Origin of the sequence: Mycobacterium sp. 1245111.1 (genome assembly GCF_001673405.1) — a bacterium.
Lineage (GTDB): Bacteria > Actinomycetota > Actinomycetes > Mycobacteriales > Mycobacteriaceae > Mycobacterium.
In genome coordinates, this window is the sequence record NZ_LZLV01000115.1 from 1 (window position 1) to 18,451 (window position 18,451).

At 64.8% G+C, this 18,451-nt stretch carries 16 protein-coding genes and 1 pseudogene; 11 read left to right on the forward strand and 6 right to left on the reverse strand.

The features are described from left to right. Window positions 1-79 (forward strand): annotated as a pseudogene (locus A5658_RS18700) (type VII secretion protein EsxI); the annotation flags it as partial. 151 nt (window positions 80-230) lie between these two features. On the opposite strand, the gene A5658_RS18705 reads toward A5658_RS18700, so the two are convergent. Continuing rightward, window positions 231-1,253: a hypothetical protein gene (locus A5658_RS18705; protein ID WP_156751543.1), complete on the reverse strand. Its 1,023-nt coding sequence runs from the start codon at window positions 1,251-1,253 to the stop codon at window positions 231-233. 115 nt (window positions 1,254-1,368) lie between these two features. Between A5658_RS18705 and A5658_RS18710 the strand changes: the two genes are divergently transcribed. Next, window positions 1,369-2,379, forward strand: a complete 1,011-nt coding sequence (locus A5658_RS18710) for an Rv2578c family radical SAM protein (protein ID WP_067338666.1) — start codon at window positions 1,369-1,371, stop codon at window positions 2,377-2,379. Between the two features lies 1 nt (window position 2,380). Here the strand turns inward: A5658_RS18710 and A5658_RS18715 are convergent, their stop codons facing one another. Then, window positions 2,381-3,265 (reverse strand): neutral zinc metallopeptidase, encoded by an 885-nt coding sequence (locus tag A5658_RS18715; protein ID WP_067338740.1) that lies wholly within the window; start codon window positions 3,263-3,265, stop codon window positions 2,381-2,383. 71 nt (window positions 3,266-3,336) lie between these two features. Between A5658_RS18715 and A5658_RS18720 the strand changes: the two genes are divergently transcribed. The 5 genes from A5658_RS18720 (at window position 3,337) to A5658_RS18740 (ending at window position 9,323) form a co-directional block, all read left to right on the forward strand. Beyond that, window positions 3,337-4,845, forward strand: coding sequence for a carboxylesterase/lipase family protein (locus A5658_RS18720; RefSeq protein ID WP_067338743.1), 1,509 nt, complete (start codon window positions 3,337-3,339; stop codon window positions 4,843-4,845). Window positions 4,846-5,009: 164 nt separating this feature from the next. Further along, window positions 5,010-6,020: a 3-oxoacyl-ACP synthase III family protein gene (locus tag A5658_RS28215; protein ID WP_067338668.1), complete on the forward strand. Its 1,011-nt coding sequence runs from the start codon at window positions 5,010-5,012 to the stop codon at window positions 6,018-6,020. After that, on the forward strand, window positions 6,008-7,141 hold the full coding sequence (locus A5658_RS18730; protein ID WP_197503158.1) for a sulfotransferase: 1,134 nt from the start codon (window positions 6,008-6,010) through the stop codon (window positions 7,139-7,141). The genes A5658_RS28215 and A5658_RS18730 overlap by 13 nt, the downstream gene beginning before the upstream one ends. 12 nt (window positions 7,142-7,153) lie before the next feature. Continuing rightward, a complete protein-coding gene (locus A5658_RS18735; protein WP_067338674.1) occupies window positions 7,154-8,629 on the forward strand; it encodes a hypothetical protein in 1,476 nt (491 codons plus the stop codon). A 154-nt stretch (window positions 8,630-8,783) separates the two neighbouring features. Then, window positions 8,784-9,323, forward strand: coding sequence for a hypothetical protein (locus A5658_RS18740; RefSeq protein WP_067338677.1), 540 nt, complete (start codon window positions 8,784-8,786; stop codon window positions 9,321-9,323). 31 nt (window positions 9,324-9,354) lie between these two features. On the opposite strand, the gene A5658_RS18745 is transcribed toward A5658_RS18740, so the two are convergent. Next, on the reverse strand, window positions 9,355-10,236 hold the full coding sequence (locus A5658_RS18745; protein ID WP_082993290.1) for an oxidoreductase: 882 nt from the start codon (window positions 10,234-10,236) through the stop codon (window positions 9,355-9,357). Between A5658_RS18745 and aspS the strand changes: the two genes are divergently transcribed. Then, window positions 10,235-12,100 (forward strand): aspartate--tRNA ligase, encoded by a 1,866-nt coding sequence (aspS, locus tag A5658_RS18750; RefSeq protein ID WP_197503160.1) that lies wholly within the window; start codon window positions 10,235-10,237, stop codon window positions 12,098-12,100. The two genes, A5658_RS18745 and aspS, sit on opposite strands and share 2 nt — an antisense overlap. Window positions 12,101-12,128: 28 nt before the next feature. Then, the gene (locus A5658_RS18755) at window positions 12,129-12,566 is read left to right on the forward strand and encodes a nitroreductase family deazaflavin-dependent oxidoreductase (protein WP_067338684.1); all 438 of its coding nucleotides are present in this window, start codon (window positions 12,129-12,131) and stop codon (window positions 12,564-12,566) included. 100 nt (window positions 12,567-12,666) lie between these two features. Here the strand turns inward: A5658_RS18755 and A5658_RS18760 are convergent, their stop codons facing one another. Next, the gene (locus A5658_RS18760; protein ID WP_304442075.1) at window positions 12,667-13,023 is read right to left on the reverse strand and encodes a transglycosylase family protein; all 357 of its coding nucleotides are present in this window, start codon (window positions 13,021-13,023) and stop codon (window positions 12,667-12,669) included. A 315-nt stretch (window positions 13,024-13,338) separates the two neighbouring features. Then, on the reverse strand, window positions 13,339-13,728 hold the full coding sequence (locus A5658_RS18765) for an MmcQ/YjbR family DNA-binding protein (protein ID WP_067338690.1): 390 nt from the start codon (window positions 13,726-13,728) through the stop codon (window positions 13,339-13,341). 128 nt (window positions 13,729-13,856) lie between these two features. On the opposite strand from A5658_RS18765, the gene A5658_RS18770 reads away from it, so the two are divergent. Both A5658_RS18770 and A5658_RS18775 read left to right on the forward strand, forming a co-directional pair. Then, window positions 13,857-14,747 carry a transglutaminase family protein gene (locus tag A5658_RS18770; RefSeq protein WP_067338748.1) on the forward strand — a complete coding sequence of 297 codons (891 nt, stop codon included), beginning with the start codon at window positions 13,857-13,859 and terminating at the stop codon, window positions 14,745-14,747. Continuing rightward, on the forward strand, window positions 14,740-15,795 hold the full coding sequence (locus A5658_RS18775; RefSeq protein WP_067338692.1) for a putative zinc-binding metallopeptidase: 1,056 nt from the start codon (window positions 14,740-14,742) through the stop codon (window positions 15,793-15,795). Before A5658_RS18770 ends, A5658_RS18775 begins: the two co-directional genes overlap by 8 nt. Window positions 15,796-15,807: 12 nt before the next feature. Here A5658_RS18775 and A5658_RS18780 read toward each other — a convergent pair whose 3' ends face one another. Further along, window positions 15,808-18,447 (reverse strand): circularly permuted type 2 ATP-grasp protein, encoded by a 2,640-nt coding sequence (locus tag A5658_RS18780; protein ID WP_067338696.1) that lies wholly within the window; start codon window positions 18,445-18,447, stop codon window positions 15,808-15,810. Window positions 18,448-18,451: the final 4 nt, after the last annotated feature.

An 18,451-nucleotide genomic window follows, 5' to 3' on the forward strand; every position in this document is an offset into this window, starting at 1 on the left:
CGCCCACGGCCAGAAGGTGCAGACGGCAGGCAACAACATGTCGTCCACCGACTCCGCCGTCGGCTCCAGCTGGGCCTGACGTCTTACCCCTTCGGGGGATCAAAACACACCGGGCATTGCTTGCCCGGTGTGTTTTCGTTTTCGCGGCATATCTCCTGGCGCCGAATGCCGGCCGGCTGGATGGTCGATCTGTTCGCGCCGTCCTGACAGCAAGAGCGCCCGGCAGCCGCCTAATCGGCGACCGCTGCGCAGCCTCCCAGAATGGTGGTCGATACGAAGTTGGCCGCGTTGGCGAGGTGATTGTCGGTCGGCGTGTAGGTAGGCAGTGCGGTGACAAACGCGCGACGGTACTGGGCCGAAAGATTGGCGAAATCCTGCCAGATCGCGTTATCACTTTGCTTGCCAAGCTCTTCCAGCTTGCCGGCGAACGAGTTCATCACCGGTCCAACCGCGTAGTTGACCGCCTTCTGCTCTTTGTTCCAGTAGATCGACGGGACGTTGGGATCCATTTGTTGCCACTGCGCAGTCTGTTGGCCGAATTGGTCCAGCGCTGCCTTCCATTCCGGACACACATTGTTGTCCGAGGTGAGAAACGGCTGCGGGCTCGCGAGGTTGCCGACCGGAGCGATGTCCGACGGCGGCGGCGAGGGGGTTACCAGCGGGCCCCGGGCCGCGGCCGAACCATCGGCGATGGCAGCGCAGATTGAGCCCAACGCAGAGGAGGCGCTGTTCGCGGCGCCGGCGAGATTGTTGTCTGCGGGCGTGTATTTCGGGATTCGCTCGGAGTACGCCCGGGCGTACGCGATGAACTGCTGATAGAGCTCACGCATGACGCGGTGTGGTGTCAGCTTGACCAAACCGACCGCCTGCGCGGCCGCGCTGCGCATCGATTGTCCAGCGGCGATGAACTGTGCCCGCTGTTTCGGGTTCCACGCCGACGCGGGCACCGACCGGTCGCGGTCATTCCAGAGCCCTTGGCCGCTGTTCGCCAATTCGTTGTTGATCGACGCCCACGCAGTGCAGCTGGGGTCGTCGGTGATCACGGCCACCGGCCCGGTGTCTTTCGCGCTGGCGACCGCAGCGGTTTCCTGTCCCGCGCCGTTGTCGGACCCGCCTTTCGGCCCCCCGGAACCGCCGTCGCCGAATAGCAATACAGCCGCGACGATCGTTGCCAACACGGCAACCGCGGCCACCCCACCCATGGCCCACTTAAGATTTTTGTTGTCTTTTGGGCCGTCAGTATTAGACGTCACGATGACCCAGCTTAAATGACAACCCGCTCGCCGCAGCCGTATTGGCGAGGAGGTCAGCGGAGGCGCGATTCTGCTCAGGGTTGACATCGACTCGAACAAGAGTTCGAATGGATTCATGCGATGGGACGGCCAGAACGTCCGGGCCGACGACGGCGCGCTGCCCGGGTTGGAGCGCATCGGCTTTGTCCGGAGCGTGCGCACCCCGCAGTTTGATGGCATCACATTCCACGAAGTGCTGTGCAAGTCCGCGCTGAACAAGGTTCCCAACGCTTCCGCGTTACCGTTCCGGTACACCGTCAACGGCTACCGCGGTTGTTCGCACGCCTGCCGGTACTGCTTCGCTCGGCCCACCCACGAGTACCTGGAATTGAACTGCGGCAACGACTTTGACACGCAGGTCGTCGTCAAGACCAACGTCGTCGAAGTACTGCGCCGCGAGCTTGGCCGACGTTCGTGGGGTCGTGAGGCCGTCGCGCTCGGCACCAACACCGATCCCTACCAGCGGGCCGAAGGACGCTATGCGTTGATGCCGGGGATCATCAGCGCCCTCGCGGGATCGGGCACTCCGTTGTCGATCCTCACCAAGGGCACGCTGCTGCGACGGGATCTGCCGCTGATCGTCGACGCCGCAACGGAGGTGCCCGTTGGCGTGTCGGTGTCCCTTGCGGTCGGCGACGCCGAACTACACAGGCGGGTGGAACCCGGTACCCCCAGCCCGCAGGCGCGGCTCGGGTTGATCGCCGCGATTCGCGAAGCCGGCCTGGACTGCCACGTGATGGTGGCGCCGGTGCTGCCATATCTGACGGATTCCGTCGAGCATCTCGACGATCTGCTGCGACAGATCGCGGCCGCCGGGGCCACCGGCGTCACGGTATTCGGCCTACACCTGCGGGGATCGACCCGTGGGTGGTTCATGTCGTGGCTGTCGCAGACCCATCCCCAACTGGTCGGCAGATACCGTGAATTGTACGGGCGCGGAGCGTATTTGCCGCCGTCGTACCGCGACGAGCTGCGGGCTCGGGCGGCACCGCTGGTTGCGCGACACGGCTTGGGCGGCGGGTCGCGACGGTTCGAAACCGCGCCGCCGCAACGTGCCGCCGAACCCGCTCAGCCGACGCTGTTCTGACCTAACTCAGATCGGCTGCGTGATAGGTGTCGCATTGGTTGGGGTCGCCGGTCTGGTAGCCGACGGTGAACCAGTGCTGGCGCTGCTCCGAGGAACCGTGGGTCCACGACTCGGGGTTGACCCGGCCGGTCGCGGACTTCTGGATGCGGTCATCGCCCACCGACGACGCAGCCGACAGTGCGTCGGCAATGTCCTTGTCGCTCAGCGGTTCCAGGAACGGAACGCCGGTGCCTTCCTGCTTGGTCGTGGAGGCGTAGTGCGCCCACACTCCGGCATAGCAGTCGGCCTGCAACTCGGTGCGCACACCGTTGCCGTTGGCACCCTGGGCGCCCTGCTGCGCGCGGCCGAGCGAACCCTGCAGATCCTGCACGTGGTGGCCGAACTCGTGGGCGACCACGTATTCCTGCGCCAATGGTCCACCGCTTGAACCGAATTGGGTGCGTAACACGTCGAAGAAACCGGTGTCGAAGTACGCAGTCTGATCCACCGGGCAGTAGAACGGGCCCACCTCGGTGGTGGCCGGGCCGCAGCCGGTGTTGACCTGGCCGGTGAACAACCGGACCCGCGGTCGGGTGTAGCCGCGCATCAGCTGCTTCCACACCGCATCGACGGAGTTGCCCGTCGCAATCACCCGGCACTGCACGTACTGGTTGGCGTCGGCTCCGGTCTTGCACTTGCTGAGGTCGAACCCGGGCGCCACGTCCTGGCTGGTGCTCGGCGCGGGCAGCTGGTTGACCACTTTGCCGGGGTCGACCCCGAGCAGCAGAGCGACTACCAGGAACAACAACCCGCCGAGGCCGCCGCCGATCGCGATTCCGCGCCCTCCGCCGCCTCCGGATGACGCCGTCGTACTGGTGTCGATCTGCATACCCTCGTTGAAGGTCATCGCATTCTCCATCGCGGTTCATGGCGTATCGCGGGCCCGGCGTCATCAGCTTTGCACACTACGATTCGGGCGTGCCCGCGGTTGCCGAAGTTCCTGCCCTCGCGCACACGCCGTTGGGCGATCTTCGGGGCCGTGTCGAAGACGGCGTCGCGGTGTGGCGTGGGGTGCCATACGCGCAACAACCCGTTGGCGACCGCCGATTTGCCGCGCCGGCTCCGTTGGCCCCCTGGACCGGTGTGCGCGATGCGCTCGAGCACGGACCGCTGCCGCCGCAAAGTCGATCGATGGCGGCGGGAGACCGCAACGACCCGAAGATTCGCGATGAAGCCTGCCTGACGTTGACGATATGGTCGCCCGACGTAGCCGGCTCACTACCGGTGATGATCTGGATCCCTGGCGGCGCATTCCTCAACGGCGCGGGACAATTACAGCTCTACGACGGGTCACGCCTGGCCGCCAACGGTGATGTCGTTGTCGTCAACGTCACCTATCGGGTTGGGGTTTTCGGTGGTTTCGAGCTCGGCGATCTCGGCGACGGGTTCGACGACAATCTCGCCTTGCGCGACCAGATCGCCGCATTGTCCTGGGTGCGCGAAAATATCTCTGCCTTCGGCGGTGATGCCAGCCGGGTGACGGTGTTCGGCGAATCCGCCGGTGCCACTTCGGTATTGGCGTTGCTGGCCAGCCCGGCGGCCGACGGCCTGTTTTGTCAGGCGATCGCGCAGAGCCCTGCGCTGCCGCTGATCGCCGAGCGTGAAACCCGAGCAGAGCAGGCGCAGCGATTCCTTGGCCAGCTAGGGGTGACGGCGGGGGAGTTGAAGGGCTTGCCCCAGCGTGAATTACGCCGTGCTGCAGGGCAATTGCAGCTTGCGAGCGTGGCGTCGTCGCCAATGCTCGCGCACGGGCTGACGCACGGGGTGGGCCTGCTGCCGCAGCATCCGATTGAAGCAGCGCGTGCCGGCGCGATCAGCAGTATCCCGTTGATCATCGGCACCAATCGGCGGGAAGCGTCGCTGTTTGCCCGTGACAAGCCGCCGATGCTGCCCACCACGCGGGAGACCGTCGATCACTTTTTCAGTCGGCTTGCGCCCGACGCCCGAGCACGGCTGATGGCGGCTTACCCGGACTATCCGCGCCGCCGCACGCTGGAGACCATCGGTGCTGACGCGATGTTCGCCGGGCCGACATGGGCTTTCGCCGACGCGTACAGCGAACATGCGCCCACCTACATGTACCGGTTCGACCACACACCCGCGACGCTGCGGCTGACGGGGTTGGGTGCCGTGCACGGAAGCGAGATCGTCCACATCCTCCATACCTACGGTTCGCACCTGGGTCGTCGGTTGCATCCGCTGGGTAAGTGGTGGACTCCCGCGGTCGGGCGCCGACTACAAAGGGCGTGGTTGGATTTCGCCTCGGCCGCGGGTGACGGCGCGCGACCCGGGGTGACCGATTGGCCCCGCTACGACTGCGCGCGGCGAGCGACCCGCATCATCCGGTCTGGCAGAGACGGCATTGCAGATGATCCGGATGAACAACGCCGATCTCCATGGTGCACGGTCTTGGATGAAAAGGCTTAGCCGCAGCTGAGAGACTCGGCTATCGCAATCGCCTTGAAATGCGCGCCTGACAAGCGCTCTGAGTAGTATTTTTGGCCCTTGACTGAGGCTACGCCCAAAAGCCTCCAGGGAAATGGGGGCCCCTTATGTCTCACAAAGGTCAGGAAAGTTCTCAGCTTCCGTGTATGTACCTCTCACGGCCGGCCGTAGTTATCCCCGAGACCGCCGTCGACAACGAGATGGTGCTGGCGCGGGTTCGGGCATCATTCCGCGGATCGGAATCCGAATGGGAACCGATCAGTCAGGGCGTTCAGTATGTGTTGGGTCGATGTAACACTCAGGTCCGTTACATTGACCCGGACCAGACGCTCTCGCCCGGCGAGTTCGCGTCCCGCGCGGCGACCGCTTGCCTCTTCGAGAACGGCGTCGAGGTGTCCGAGGTCGATCTTTTGGTTTATGGAGGAATTGCCCGCGAGAACTTCGAGCCGGCGACCGCGGCCGAGGTGGCGGGACGGCTGGGCGCGAAGCCACTGCACGCGTTCGACGTGACCTGTGCCTGTGCCGGCCTGGTCGAGGCGATCCACGTAGTCGCCGGCTACTTCGCCCTCCATCCCGAGATCAAGACCGCATTGGTCTGTGCGGGCGAATTGTGGCGCGACCACGTCACATACGACCTTCAGACGGTCGAAGACGTCGCGAATTTCGCCGCCGGCCTCACGCTGGGAAACGCCGCCGCGGCTTTCCTGGTGACGCGTGAGTCGCTGGCAGCGGGTGGAGCGCGGCTGGTGGGCTTCGGGCACAAGACGTTGTCTGAGCACTACGACCTGTGCTCGGCGCCGGTCGACGGACCGTTCTTCTCACGATCGAAAGAGCTTTTCGCCCTAGCGGTTCACGTTCCCGGTGAAGTCCAGCGACTCCTCACTGACGCCGGCTGGGCGGCCGAAGACGTTGACCACTACGTCTTCCACCAACCCAGCCAGGCGATCCTGGAGCGGGTTTTCGACGCAATCGGCGCGCGTCCCGAGGCATGCATACACACCCACTCGCTATACGGCAACAGCGCGAGCACCTCGTGGGCGGTCGCACTCAACCACCGACTGAAACACGGCACCGTCAACAATGGCGACAAGCTCGTGATCGTCAGCGCCGCATCCGGGTTCACGATCGTGTGCGCTTCGGCGGTGTGGGAGAGCTAGTGGAGCGTTATCTGCGCGTCTACAAGGTAATCGGCCAGACCTTCGGGCTGTGGTTCCGGCCGTTCGGGGCGTTCGCGCTTTTGCAGCTGCGCCAGGTGATTTCAGCGATCACGCTCGGTCTGGACTACGTGTTCTACCCGCGGCATCGCAAGCAAGAGATCGACCGGCCGATCTTCATCATCGGCAACCCGCGTAGCGGCACGACTTTCTTGCATCGGCTGCTGCTCGGCGCCGGCGACATGGCCGCGCTCGAGTTGTGGGAGATGCTGTTTCCGGCGATCACGGCGCGCAAACTGCTCGGCGGCATCGTACCGCGACTGGACAAGCTGTCACCGGCACGCTATCACCCGTCCGACGTGCATGAGACCAGCCTGCGCGGCATCGAGACCGACGACGTGGCCTGGTTCTTCCGAACTATGGACGGTCCATTCGCATGGGCGTATTTCCTTGCGTGGCAAGACACCTGGGGGAGTGAGTTGTCGTGTCGCGCGTTCGCGATCGACGGCGTGACGCCGCGTGATGAGGAGCGGTTCTTCGGCTATTACGACGCCGTCTGGCGCCGGAACCTGACACTCAAGGGCGCTGGCCGAGTGCTGGCCAAGACCAGCATGCTGACGATGCGTCTCGAGGCGGTGTTGCGGCGTTACCCGGACTGCAAGCTCGTCTACGTCATCCGCGACCCGGTCGAGGTAATCCCGTCGGGAATGTCGTTGCTGGCCAGCGTGCTTGAGAACGGCTACGACGTGTGGAACCGAACCACCGAAGAAGACCAGCACAGGTGGGTGGAGAACCTGTACCAGGCTTCCTGCGACATGCTGCGCCACTTCAACGACGCGCATGCGGCAGGCAAGATCCCGGGACGCAACCTGTGCATCGTGCGCTACGAGGACCTGATCAACGACCTCGAGCCCACGATGGAACGGATTCTCGACTTCGTCGAGATCAAACCGTCGCAAGAGTTCGTCGACGAAGTGCGCCAACAAGCGGAGCGGCAGCGCAATTACACCAGCAAGCACGGGCATTCGCCCACACAGTTCGGCCTGACTCCGGAGCGGATCCGGGCAGACCTCGGATTCGTCTACGAAGCATTCGGGCTCTCGTCGACCAGGAACGACCACTGAAGGACCAGCAACATGGGCAAGCACTCGATCGAGACGCGTGAAAAGTTCTCGAGCTCTTCGCTTTTGGACCCACGCCTGCGCTTGGCCGCGAGCCAGGTGACCTCGATGGCGAGTCGACGTCGCAGAATCGGCGTGGCGGCCGGTGGCTTGCTCGGAATGGCGTTGCTGCCCTTTGCCGTTGCACACGCCGACGAATGGGCGGTCAGTCCGGCTCCCGGTTCGCATGAGACCGTCACCGGGATTTACGGACACGGCTTCGAAGGTGGCGACACCGCACCGCCGGCAGTGGAGGGAAGCATCCAGGGCGATCAGACCTTCGACTGGACCAACGTCACGGCCAGCAACTCGGGAACGTTCTACGGCTATGAGAGCTATTCGAATGACGGCCTCGGCGGCATCAACACAGAGGTGTATGTCGCGAGCGACGTGACTGGGAATGGTGGTCCGGCAGTGGGGTCGGTGTTCGACACCTACTCCTTCGGGTATGGCACCTACGTCAACACTTATTCGGCGATCCCCAATGGTGAGGGTGGTTCCACGATCACCGACACGCTGCAGACGCCGACCGGAACGATCGTTGTTCCGACCACTTTCGATGCGGCCAACGGATTGATCGCCGACGCCGGAGGAGTGGGTACCGGCAATGGCGGCACGTTGATTCCTGTTGGCTCACAAGAGGTTACGTCGATCAGCGGCATTCCCCCGCTGACCGTGGCGCTGCAGGGGACCCAGGACTTCAACTTCCTCAACTCCGCAGGCCATGTGATCGGCACGGTCGGAACCGTCAACACCATGACAACGGATACAGCCACCACCTATACCGAGGCCGTTCTCGTGACGAATGACCTCAGCGGCACGGTCGGCAACACTGCCGCCGATGTTCCCGCGGTCGGCTCGATCTTCAACACGATCCAGTTCGGCGGTCTTACCAACGTCTACTCCGACTACGTCTCACCTGGCGGAAACCACTACCTGGACACGTTGTACACGCCGCTCGGAAACTACGTCATCCCGATCGCGTTCGACGCCGCCAGAGTCGAGAGCCTCAGCAATTCGTCCGTCACGCTCCCGAGTGGGATGGTCTTCGATCCCACCACCGAACTGACTTTTACTGGAATCAACGGACTTCCGCCGGTGGACGTCGGGGTTCAGGGTGGCCAGGACTTCAGCTTCACTGACGGTGCGACGACGGGGACTTTCACCGCCGACGTGACGAACACGTTGGACGAGTTCAACGACTCCACCGAGACGATCCTGGTCACGAGCTCCTCGGATGCCGCCAGCTTGCCGGTCGGTTCGGAGTTCGAAATCGTCAATTTCGGTTATGGCTTCGAAAGCATCTACTCCGACCTCGCGGGGTCGACCGCCACCGAGACGCTGGTGACGCCGTTCGGCGACATCAGCGTGCCGCCGGCGTTCGACATGGCCTCGCAGCTCGTCGGCGACATGTTCAGCGTCGTGGCGGGCGGGGCTGTGTTGACCGGTTAGCTCTCCGGTGTCGACGCGAACCGAATGTCGGTGTAGCGGACCCAATTTGGCAGGGCGGGATGAGCGTGCTCCCGAGTTGTGTGGACCTGAAAGACTGATAAGTTGTCGCTGGCAAACTCTCAGTACCCATCTTGACGCCCAGATAGGAGTCCTGATGTTCGGCGCACCACGACGCGGAACCCTGATGGCTGTGCTGTGGGGAGCACTCGTAGCCGCTGTCCTCACGGTTACCGCCGCCGCTCCAGCTGCGCGCGCCGACGACCCCTTCACCGACATCTACGACGCGGTGCAGGGCGACTTTGCCCTCGGCCAACAGGCCTTCGAGCTCGCCAACACAGATCTCGCCAGCGGTCACGTGGCTGAAGGCCTGGCGTCGTTCTACAACGGGGTCGACGAATACCTGCTCTCGGTGCCGAACAACCTTCTGCAAGGTTCGCTGGCCGCCCTGACCGGTGAGCCGATCGACGGCTCGTACACCTGGGACATCCCGGTGACCGCGGACCTGAACGACGCGATCATCGTGGCGCCCACGCTCGCCCTGATCGCCGAGGCCGACATCCACTCGGCAATGACGGAGCTGGCGGCCGGCGACATCGCCGGTGCCCTCGACTCGTACTTGACCGGTTACGAATACCTCGACGTCGTGGTTCCCGAGCTGTTCATCATCGGCAGCGCTGCCGGTTTCGGCCTCTGACAGCCCGGCCCCACGGCGAGAGACGATTTCGTCAGCCCGGTCCGTCGCTTGCCGCGGCCAGTAGCGGCACCAGGATGTCGCTGATCGGTGTCGCGATTCCGTGGGCGCGGGCTTTGCGGATGATCACGCCGTTGCGGATATCCCACTCCTGCGGGCGGCCGGCTTCGCGGTCGGCCAGCATCGAGGTGCCCATGTCGGTGGGGGCTTGCCGGAACATCTCCACCGTGCCGGCGGCGACGTCGTCGGCCAGCTCTGCGCCCTCGGCGCGGGCAACGTCGATGCACTCCGCGGCGTAGCGCTGCGCCAGGTCCGCGAGGTCGTCGCGGCGGAACATGCCCGACCGTCGGCCCGTCAGCACCATCAGGCCGGCGACCGCGTTGACCAGAAGCTTGCGCCAGGCAGCGGTGATGAAGTCCGGGTCGCACTCGGCGGTGCCGCCGGCCGCCCGCCACAGGTCGGCAAAGGTGGTCGCCGCCGGCCCGGTCGGCAGCGTGAGCCGGGCATCGGTGCGTAGTCGGACCCAGCCGTCTGGTTGAGTCTCGGCCGAAAACCAGACGATGCCGGGGATTACCGCCGACGACGGGCAGAGCGGCTGTACCTGCTCGATCTGTTCGACGCCGTTCTGCAGGACGACGACGATGGTGCGCTGGTCGCTCAGTCGCGCCAGCCAGCGGCCGGCTTCGGCGTTCTGGGTGGCTTTGACGGCGAGCAGAACGACGTCGACCGCGGCCGTGATCTCGGTGGGATCGGTGCGCACGGGGCCGGGCACGACGACCGGATCGGCGCCGTCGGGCCGCAATTCGATCTGTGATCGCGGCGTCCGGCCGCAGACCAGAACGTGGTGACCGGCGGCGGAGAGGTAAGCGGCGACCGTCGTGCCGACGGCTCCTGGACCAACAAGTGCAATCTCCATGACGAACACCGAAATTACCGCCTCTAGACTGGGCTGTCGTTCCCACCGCCGACAAGGAGTATTTGTGCTGCGCAGTCATGCCGCCGGGTCATTGCGGGCCACCGACGCCGGGCAACAGGTGACGCTGGCCGGGTGGGTCGCGCGCCGACGCGACCACGGTGGGGTGATCTTCATCGACCTGCGCGACGCCACCGGCGTATCGCAGGTGGTCTTTCGTGCCGACGACGTACTCGCCCAGGCGCACCGGCTTCGGGCCGAGTTCTGCGTCGCCGTCGACGGGGTCGTCGAGATCCGCCCGGAGGGCAACGCCAACGCCGAGATCGCCACGGGGGAGATCGAAATCAACGCGACGTCGCTGACGGTGCTGGGGGAGTGCGCGCCGCTACCGTTCCAGCTCGACGAGCCCGCCGGTGAGGAAGTGCGGCTGCGTTACCGCTACCTCGATCTCCGCCGCGAAACGTCGGGTAACGCAATTCGGTTGCGCTCCAAGGTGAATGCGGCCGCGCGCAGCGTGCTGGCCGCACAGGACTTCGTCGAGATCGAAACGCCGACCCTGACCCGCTCGACACCGGAAGGCGCGCGCGACTTCCTGGTGCCGGCCCGGCTGCAACCCGGCTCCTTCTATGCGCTGCCGCAGAGTCCGCAGCTGTTCAAGCAGCTGCTGATGGTGGCCGGCATGGAGCGGTACTACCAGATCGCCCGCTGCTATCGCGACGAGGATTTCCGCGCCGACCGTCAGCCGGAATTCACCCAGCTGGACATGGAGATGAGTTTCGTCGAAGCCGACGACGTCATCGCCACGGCCGAACAAGTACTCAAGGCTGTGTGGGCGCTGATCGGTTACGACCTCCCGCTGCCGGTGCCGCGGATCAGCTACGCCGAGGCGATGACCCGGTTCGGCACCGACCGGCCAGACCTGAGGTTCGGGGTTGAGCTCGTCGAGTGCACAGAGTTCTTCTCCGACACCACTTTTCGGGTGTTCCAGGCTCCATATGTCGGCGCGGTCGTGATGTCCGGTGGCGCGTCGCAGCCGCGCCGGACGCTGGACGGCTGGCAAGAGTTCGCGAAACAGCGTGGCCACAAGGGGCTGGCGTACGTGCTGGTCGGTGACGACGGCACGCTGGGCGGACCCGTCGCCAAAAACCTGTCCGAGGCGGAGCGCGACGGTCTGGCAGCGCATGTCGGCGCCCAACCGGGGGACTGCATCTTCTTCTCCGCCGGGCCGCCCAAGCCGTCACGTGCGTTGCTGGGCGCGGCGCGCGTCGAGATCGCACATCGGCTCAACCTGATCGACCCGGACGCCTGGGCATTCACCTGGGTGGTCGATTTCCCGTTGTTCGAGCCGGCCGACGAGGCCACCGCCGCCGGCGACGTCGCGCTGGGCAGCGGCGCATGGACCGCGGTGCACCACGCGTTCACCTCACCCAAGCCGGAGTCGGAAGCCACCTTCGACAGCGACCCCGGCAACGCGCTCGCGGATGCGTACGACATCGTCTGCAACGGCAACGAAATCGGTGGCGGCTCGATTCGTATCCACCGCCGCGACGTTCAGGAACGCGTGTTCGCGATGATGGGCATCGGTGCCGCAGAGGCGCAGGAAAAGTTCGGTTTCCTGTTGGACGCGTTCACCTTTGGCGCACCGCCGCACGGCGGAATAGCGTTCGGCTGGGACCGGATCGTCCAACTGCTTTCCGGCGCCGATTCCATCCGCGAGGTGATTGCGTTCCCGAAGTCCGGCGGCGGCGTCGACCCGTTGACCGACGCTCCGGCGCCGATCACCGCCCAGCAGCGCAAGGAATCGGGTATCGACGCCAAGCCTGATGAGAAGCGGGCCGGTAAGCCCACCCCGGTCGACCCGGAATAGGCGACGGCCGCGGTGAGGTTGTCACGGCATGTCGCAAGGATTTCCTGACACCGAGACGATCAAAGCGTTCAACCAGAGCATCGCCGACGAGTTTCGCGCGAACGGAGGCAAGGTCGGCGGCCAGTTCGAGGGCGCCAACCTGCTGTTGCTGACCACGACGGGTGCCAAATCGGGCCAGCCGCGAGTTTCTCCCCTGGCCTACTTACGGATCGACGGCAAGCTGGTGATCATCGGATCGTTCGCCGGCGCCGACGTAAACCCGGCGTGGGTGCACAACCTGCGGGCCAACCCGTCGGCGCACATCGAGGTCGGTAACGAGTCCTCGGACGTCGTCGCCCGCGAATTACCGCCGGCCGAGCGAGACGAGATCTTCCCCAAGATCACCGCCGTCGCGTCGGGTTTTGCCGAGTATCAGGCGAAGACCTCACGGGTGATTCCGGTCTTCGAACTGCGGCCGGCCAGTTAGCCCCACCGGATAGTTAGCCCGTCAACCGACCCCTCGATACACGCGGTTACGGGGCTATCACGGCACTGATCACGAGGTGGTCACGTCGCCTCCAAATGTCCTAGTGGGGGACCAGCGACCACAGCGTCTGAATCGTGCCGTACACCGGGTGCATGAAGATGTTCACGATCTGGATCGGGAACAGCTGGCCGTTGCCGCCGCACTTGGGCCATGCACCAGGCCCTTGAGTGGCAAGCACCCGATTCGCCACCGCGATCTGCTGCTCGCGCGACGCCATCGCCGGGTCGCCGACGCCGCCGTTGGCTGCCCAGGTAGACGGCTTGAACTGCAGTCCGCCATAGAAGCCGTTGCCGGTGTTGGCGTGCCAGTTGCCGCCTGATTCGCACTGCGCCACGGCATCCCAGTTCATGCCATCGGCGTAGGCCACGCCGGTGGTCGGATTGACCAGCAACGTCATGCCCAAGACAACCAATGTGGCGAGCACCAAGTGCTTGCACATGGTGCTCAGTAGCCCGCCTAAATGACTCATTTAACAGGTCTAACAAGCAGGTGTGAAAGGAGTCAATGAGTGGGGCTTTAGTAATTAATGAGATTAAAGTTTAATAAAGCATTTCGTGTTGCTGATGATAATTGGAGTCAATTTATGAGCTTATTGGTGCAGTATATAACTACTGAGTTATATGAATAATAAGTTATCTAGTCGTGATGAAGTCAATTAGAGTGACCTGTGATGCTTCTGTTACTAATGTGACAGAAGGTGCGATGCCGTCGCTCACCGGGATTGGTCGAGAAACTCCTGGACCAGGCGTTTTGGCGCCTGCGTGAGCCACGCCTCGACGATCAGCTCCCGCAGCCCCAGCTCGTCGACAGGCGCCAGCCGGACCAGGACGGCCGGATAGCCGTCGAAGTGCGGAGTCGTGAAGTACACCGCTGGTTCATCGGCGATCAGTGCGAACTTGACGCCCTCATCGGCCACTCGGACAGCGAGAATGTCGCCCCGAGGTGGCTCGATCCCCAGTGCGGTCAGCGCTTGGTGGTCTGACGCGCGCAGCGGGCGTTCCCAGGCAATCAGCTTCTTGCCGACCCGCCATTCATGTGGCGCCCGCTCCTCGGTGAGTGGCAGCTCCCCGACGACACTGGCGACGTCGTCCCAGGTGGCCATGACCCATTGTGCTCCCGGCGCGCGGCCCACGAGGCGGATAGTGTTGCAGCGTGACGTCGCCGACCCAGGCCAGCGATCCAGGGCAGTCACCGGATCAGCACCCGTCGGGCCCGGGGGCCCGGTACCGGATCACGCATCGCACCGAATACCGCTACTCCGACGTGGTGACCAGTTCCTACGGGCGCGGCTTCCTCACCCCGCGCGACCTCCCGCGGCAACGCTGCCTCGTCCACGAGTTGCAGATCTCACCGACGCCGTCGGACAGCTCGACGAGCTCTGACACCTTCGGGAACATCAGCTCGTATTTCCATGTCACCGAGCCCCATCGAATGCTGACCGTCGTTGGTGAATCCATTGTCGAGGTGTATCCCTCACCGCCCGAGCGCTGGGGTGCTGGGCCGGCGCTGCAGCCGTGGGAGCTTGCCCGCCCGGTCGGTGTGCGCGGCGCCTTGGCCACGGAATTCGCCCTCGACCTGAACCCACCCGAGATCACCGACGACGTACGCGACTACGCCGCGCCGAGCTTCGCGCCATTGCGCCCACTGGGGGAGGTGTTGCGTGACCTCACGTCGCGGATCTACCACGACTTCACGTACCGCTCGGGATCGACCACGGTATCGACTGGTGTCAACGAGGTTCTGAAGGCGCGGGAAGGGGTATGTCAGGACTTCGCGCGGTTGGCGATCGCCTGCCTGCGCGCCAACGGTTTAGCGGCCAGCTACGTGTCCGGCTATCTGGCCACCAACCCGCCCCCAGGGAAGGATCGCATGATCGGCATCGACGCGACGCACGCCTGGGCGGCGGTGTGGACGCCGCAGCCACCCGGCCAATTCGAGTGGCTGGGACTCGATCCCACGAATAATCAGATGGTCGACGAGCGATACATCATCGTCGGGCGCGGGCGTGACTACGCCGACGTGCCGCCGCTACGCGGCATCATTTACACCAATGCCGAGAACAGCGTGATCGACGTCGCGGTAGACGTCGCACCCTACGAAGGCGACGAGTTATATGCGTGATTTCCACTGTCCCAACTGCGGTCAGCGGTTGACGTTCGAGAACTCGGCGTGTCTGGCGTGTGGGAGCGCCCTGGGGTTCTCCCTCTACGAGATGGCGCTGCTGGTGATCACCACCGGTGATGACGCCGGGCGCGCCGGCTTCGTCAGTGCCAGCGAGTACGAGCTGTGCGCGAATCGCAATCTGGCCGAATGTAACTGGCTCGTTCCGGTTCGCCAACCCGGCTGGCTATGCGCATCGTGCGCACTGACCATCGAGCGCCCCAACGATGCGGATACCGCCGGGCTGGCGGAGTTCGCCCTGGCCGAGGCGGCCAAGCGCCGACTGATCGTCGAACTGCACGAGTTGAAGCTGCCGATCGTGGGGCGCGACCAGGACCCCGACTACGGCCTGGCTTTCCGGCTGCTGTCCAGCGCGCACGAGAACGTGATGACCGGGCATGAAAACGGGGTCATCACACTGGATTTGGCCGAAGGCGACGACGTCCATCGGGAGCAGTTGCGAGTGGAGATGGAGGAGCCGTACCGCACCCTGCTCGGACATTTCCGGCACGAGATCGGGCATTACTACTACTACCGGCTGATTGCGCCGTCGAGTGAATACGTGAGCCGGTTCAAGGAGCTTTTCGGAGATCCGGACGCCGATTACCAGGCCGCGTTGGATCGGCATTACGACGAGGGTGCGCCCGCGGGTTGGGAGGAGACGTACGTCTCGTCGTACGCGACGATGCATCCGGCCGAGGACTGGGCCGAGACGTTCGCCCACTACCTGCACATCCGCGACACCCTGGACACAGCGGCGTGGTCGGGTTTCGCCCCGGCGACGGCCACGTTCGACCGGCCGGTATTGGGGCCCAGCGCATTCATGACGATCATCGACATGTGGCTGCCGGTCTCATGGTCACTCAACATGGTGAATAGGTCGATGGGGCACGACGATCTGTACCCGTTCGTGCTTCCTGTGGCGGTGTTGCAGAAGATGAAGTTCATCCACAACGTGATCGACGAGACGACCGCGATATCGGGAGGTCGGCACCCGGTCAGCGCGTGACGCCAGCGGCGGTCACGGCATCGTCCGGCGCTCGTCGCCGCCCCACAGCGGTTGCGTGCCACCGGGCAGCGCTAGTTGCGTCGCGGTGATCACGTCCGCCAGCTCCCGCAACGCGGAATGAGCGGTGGTGAGCAGTTTGGTGAGCCGCTCGCGGTGACCGTCCGCGGACACCGATTCGAGTTCCGCGGGATGAGAGCGTCGCAACAGGGTGCTGATCTCGGCGACCATCCGCTGCGGACGCGACGACCCAGACGAGCCGGGTAGATCGCCAAGATCGGTTCGCAGCCGTTCGAGCTGATACACCAGAGACCGTGGGTTGGTCGAGTCGAACAGCATCAGCTCCGCCAGCGCGGCCACACTTACCTGACCTACGGTGCGGCGTCGGTAGATCACCGCGGATTCCATTGCGATCAGCGTTGATTCGATGACCGTGCGCTCGGCGGCGGGGGCCAGGACGGTGGTCAGTGTGGCGTCGAGCAAGGCGGTAAGGGCCAGGCCGCGTTCGATGCGCTTGCCGATATCCATCATGGTCCAGCCGACGTCCTGCACCATCGACTCCGATGCGACGCCAGCCAGCGTCAACATGCCGATCAAGGTCTGCGACTGCGCTGTCTCGAGCACCGCGTCGCCGTGGGCCAATGAGTCGGGCGGTTCGGCGTTGTGGGCAAGTGCACGTTCCACGCCGGCCAGCACCGCCCAAGTGTCGCTGGACAATTGGTCGCGCACCGCCCTTGCCGCCAGCGCCAGTCGGTCGACCGATTGCACCAGCGAGCCGGGCCGGTCCCGGTCCATGGTCAGCGACCATAGCGTCGACGGGGCGGTCGCGATCGCCTCGGCCTGGTCTTCCGCGTTGGGGCCGGTTCCGGTGATGCGGCCCAGTGCCGCCATCAAGACCGGCACACACTGGGATTCGGAAATCTCCTGACGATGTCGGAATTCGTAGTATCGCCGGCGCGCGGCGATCAGCAACCGGGCCATGTTTTCGGCGCGCTCGCCGTAACGCCCCATCCAGAACAGGTCGGACAGCACGCGTGGTGAGCTGACGCCCAATGTGCCCGCAGCTGCCTTCGCAGAAGTTTCCGGAGCTGGCAAGGTGATCGCTTCGGTTCGCGACCTGTCGGTGGGCTGGACCCAAATATCCTTTGCAGCAATAGTTTTTAATACATATGCCGCCGGACCCTGAGCCAGCACGTAGCCGAGGCCGCCCAGCATCGGCGCGTACCCGCCGCGTTGAGCGACGGTGAACAGGCGCATTCCGACGCCCCCCGCAGACAGGTCGCTGGTATAGCTGGTGGGCGCGGAGGAAAATTGCGGCAGCTCTTGGCCGACCCATTGCCAGGGCATTGCGGTGATCGCCGCGGCCAGCTCGGCCAGCTGGTCGGACGAAAGCGTCGGGCCGACAAGCGTCTGTCCGCCGACGGTCGGCCTGATCAACAACGACGACAGGTTGGCCAGGAGATGCGAGCGCTCGCTGTCGATGCCACCCCAGTAGCTCGGCGCGCTGGCCAGCAGCGGCGACTCGCCAAGAAGACGAGTGGCCAACTGGGGCAGGAACCGTTGCAGCCCAGCGCTTTCCAGGATGCCACTGCCAACGGTGTTTACCACGGTTACCGTCCCGCGGTGCTGCGCCTCCACCAACCCGGCCACCCCCAGCCGGGAGTCGGCGCGCAGATCGAGCGGGTCGGTGTAGGCGGCATCGACCCGCCGGAAGACGACGTCGACCCGTTTGAGCGTGCCCAGCGAGCGCATCCACAACTTGCCGTCGCGGACCACCAGGTCCGCGCTCTCCACCAGCGGGAAACCTAGCAATGTCGCGAGATATGCCTGATCGAAAGAGGTTTCGGAGTAGATACCGGGGCTGAGGACGACGACGACGGGGTCTTGCACGCCGTCGGGCGCCGCGTCGATCAGCGCCAGCCGCAACGCCTGGGCGAACGGTGTGGTGGGCCGCGGCCCGACCTTCTCATAAAGGTCGGGCAGCGCGCGGGCCAGCACCCGTCGGTCGGCGAGGGCGTAGCCCGGGCCGGACGGGGCCTGAGTCCAATCGGCGTTGACTTCGAAGCTGCCGTCGGCGACTCGGCTGACATCGCAGGCGTGCATGAAGAGCTGGTGGTGCCCGGGAATCTCGATTCCGTTGGCGGCGCGGACGTAGCCGGGGTGGGCGAACACCAACTCCGGAGGCAGTATGCCTTCGGTCAGCGATCGTCGATTGCCGTATAGGTCGGCCAACACGGCATTGAGGATCCGGGAACGTTGCACCAGCCCGCTCTCGAGCACCTCCCAGTCGGGAGCCGAGACCACCAGTGGCAGCGGGTCCAGCCGCCACGGCCGCGGCTCACCGTGCCCGCCCGCGGGATCTACCACGGTGTAAGTGATGTCGTCGTTGTCGACCAGTTGGCGCACCGCGGAACCGAGCCGGGTCATACCCGCTTTGCCGCGGTCACCGACCGCGTCCGCCACGTCGGCCCAGGCCGGCCGCACTGAGCCGGTTTCGTCGAGAAACTCGTCATAGCCGATCGACGGCCCCTGTAGCGACGGCGGGCGCAGATCGAACAGCGTCTGCTGAGCGCGTCCGGCGCGATATCCGGCCAGCAGCCGGTCGACGTCCGTGCGCTCGTGAACGGGCGCCGGGTCGCTTGGGTGTACTGCCATGTCT

Bases quoted from the DNA above. Each gene is read 5' to 3' on its own strand.
- A5658_RS18710 (WP_067338666.1), top strand. From the start codon at position 1,369: ATGCGATGGGACGGCCAGAACGTCCGGGCCGACGACGGCGCGCTGCCC.
- A5658_RS18715 (WP_067338740.1), bottom strand. From the start codon at position 3,265: ATGACCTTCAACGAGGGTATGCAGATCGACACCAGTACGACGGCGTCA.
- A5658_RS28215 (WP_067338668.1), top strand. From the start codon at position 5,010: ATGTACCTCTCACGGCCGGCCGTAGTTATCCCCGAGACCGCCGTCGAC.
- A5658_RS18735 (WP_067338674.1), top strand. From the start codon at position 7,154: ATGGGCAAGCACTCGATCGAGACGCGTGAAAAGTTCTCGAGCTCTTCG.
- A5658_RS18740 (WP_067338677.1), top strand. From the start codon at position 8,784: ATGTTCGGCGCACCACGACGCGGAACCCTGATGGCTGTGCTGTGGGGA.
- aspS (WP_197503160.1), top strand. From the start codon at position 10,235: ATGACGAACACCGAAATTACCGCCTCTAGACTGGGCTGTCGTTCCCAC.
- A5658_RS18745 (WP_082993290.1), bottom strand. From the start codon at position 10,236: ATGGAGATTGCACTTGTTGGTCCAGGAGCCGTCGGCACGACGGTCGCC.
- A5658_RS18755 (WP_067338684.1), top strand. From the start codon at position 12,129: ATGTCGCAAGGATTTCCTGACACCGAGACGATCAAAGCGTTCAACCAG.
- A5658_RS18760 (WP_304442075.1), bottom strand. From the start codon at position 13,023: ATGACGTTGCTGGTCAATCCGACCACCGGCGTGGCCTACGCCGATGGC.
- A5658_RS18765 (WP_067338690.1), bottom strand. From the start codon at position 13,728: ATGGCCACCTGGGACGACGTCGCCAGTGTCGTCGGGGAGCTGCCACTC.
- A5658_RS18775 (WP_067338692.1), top strand. From the start codon at position 14,740: ATGCGTGATTTCCACTGTCCCAACTGCGGTCAGCGGTTGACGTTCGAG.
- A5658_RS18780 (WP_067338696.1), bottom strand. From the start codon at position 18,447: ATGGCAGTACACCCAAGCGACCCGGCGCCCGTTCACGAGCGCACGGAC.